The 1,359-nt window shown below is 73.8% G+C and carries 1 protein-coding gene; it reads right to left on the reverse strand.

Annotated elements, in window-relative coordinates:
- Nucleotides 1-67 precede the first annotated feature (67 nt).
- On the reverse strand, nt 68-1,180 hold the full coding sequence (locus tag ACFV61_RS26660) for an ABC transporter substrate-binding protein (protein WP_380494305.1): 1,113 nt from the start codon (nt 1,178-1,180) through the stop codon (nt 68-70).
- Nucleotides 1,181-1,359 lie beyond the last annotated feature (179 nt).

Genomic DNA, 1,359 nt, shown 5'->3' on the forward strand with positions numbered 1-1,359 from the left:
CGGCCCGCAGGGTGCGGGCCGGGCGGGGCTCCTCGCGCCGTTCGGCGGAGACGGCCGACGTCACCGTCTACTGCCCGTTCTTGACGAGGTCGGGGTGGACGGTGGCGGCGATCTGCCGGACGGCGTCGGCGTTGCGCACGCCCGCGATGGTGGTGACCTCGGAGCCGAGCCGCACGAAGTGGCCCTCCTGGACGGCCTTCAGGCCCTGGGTCGCGGGGAAGCCGCGCAGGAACGCCTCGGCGTCGTCGAAGGCCTTGCGGGTGGCCTCCTCGCTGCCCCGGTTGCGGACGGCGAGCTGGATCCAGTCCGGGTTCTTGGCGACGACGTCCTCCCAGGAGCCGGGCTTGAAGTCGGCGTCGCAGTCGGCGAACACGTTGCGGGCGCCGGCCTGGGTGATCACCGCGTTGGCGACCTGCCGGCCGCAGACCGCCACCGGCTGCTTGGTGCCGGCGTCGAAGTCGAAGACGAAGTAGCCGGGCCGCTGCGCCTCCGCGACGCCGGCGAGGGCGGTGCGCACCTCGCCGACCTGCTTCTCCATCCCGGTGACGAGTTCCTCCGCGCGGGCGGCCGTGCCGGTGACCGCGCCGAGGCGGCGGATGTCGTTCTCGACCCCGGACAGGTCGGTGCGCGGCGCCTTGGCGGCCTTGGGGGTGCCGGCGCAGGCGGTCGAGAGGAGGTAGACGTGCTGGATGCCGGCCGCCGCGAACTCCTCCTCGCTGGGCCCGGTGGCGCCGCCGCCCATCATCGGCATCGCGCCGAAGGTGTCGACGTAGAGGTCGGCGCCGGAGCCGAGCAGCTTCTCCTTGGGGATCGTCTTGTCGCCGAGCACCGGCACCTTGGCGCCCTGTTCGGCCAGGGCCGGCGGGAGGGTGCCCTTGCCGGGAGGGAAGCCGGTGCCGATCACCCGGTCGCCCGCGCCGAGTTGGAGCAGTATCTCCAGGGCGGCGGCATTGCTGGTGACGATCTTGGCGGGGGCCTTGGCGATGGTGGTCTCCCGGTCCGCGCAGTCGGCCACCTTGACGGGGTAGCCGCCGGCCGGGGCGGTCTGGGCGGCGCCGGCCGCGCCGCGCTCTCCGCCTCCCCCGCCGCCGTTTCCGGCACCGCTTCCGGCACCGCTTCCGCAGGCCGTGGCGAACAGGGCGACGGCGGCCGCGATTCCGCAGACAACGCGAGGGCGCATGACAATTCTCCTGGTGGGTGATCGTGCCAGGGCGTGTCTGACAATTCGCGGCGGATCAGCGCGCGGCGTTGGGCGCCCGGCTGGGCGCGCCGGCGAAGCGTCCTCGTACTGGGTCGTACTTGGACGTTTCGCCGGTGCGTCCAGGCGGGATGCCCGGCGTCGCGCGCCCGGCGGGAATT

Origin of the sequence: Kitasatospora sp. NPDC059817 (genome assembly GCF_042731835.1) — a bacterium.
Taxonomy (GTDB): Bacteria; Actinomycetota; Actinomycetes; order Streptomycetales; family Streptomycetaceae; genus Kitasatospora.